Genomic DNA, 537 nt, shown 5'->3' with positions numbered 1-537 from the left:
CGAGATCCTCGACGATCCCAGGGTCCTTGGTGCCGTAGAGCTGGAACCAGGTCGTGTCCGGCGCCACCGCCATGGCGCTCTCGATGGAATCGCAGCTGGCGCTGGACATGATGTAGGGCGTGTTCGCTTCCGCCGCCGCCTTCGCGAGCATGAGGTCCGCGCCGGGCCGGAAGAATCCGGCGATGCCCATGGGCGAGATGCCGATGGGGCTGGCGTAGCGGTGGCCGAAGATCTCCACCGTCTGGTCGCGCCGGCTGACGTCGACGAGGTAACGGGGAACCAGCCTGTGGCGCCGGAAGGCCGCGCGGTTCTCGGCCAGGCCCTCCTCGTCCATCACGCCGCCGTCGATGAAGTCGAAGGCGATCCTGGGCAGCGCGGATCGGGCCAGCGCGCGCATGTCCTCCGCGTTCACGACGGTATCGAGATTCATGGTCCCCTCCGGATGGCCTGCCGGTTCTGATGCGCAGTGCCGGGCCATGAGACGTCATCGGGTGGCTCGCGGCAATCGGCCCGGCCGTGAAGTCCTGTCTCGGCGTG

1 protein-coding gene is annotated in these 537 nt (G+C 68.3%); it reads right to left on the bottom strand.

Features of this window, described 5'->3' with window-relative positions; genetic code table 11:
• A partial coding sequence (locus AC1DWF_RS38020; protein WP_476843572.1) for an alpha-hydroxy-acid oxidizing protein occupies positions 1–430 on the bottom strand: 430 nt, incomplete at its 3' end.
• Positions 431–537 lie beyond the last annotated feature (107 nt).

Source organism: Aminobacter sp. P4_D5 (assembly GCF_056401815.1).
Note: the sequence above shows the minus strand (reverse complement) of the source record. Positions and strands in the feature narration are given on the sequence as shown.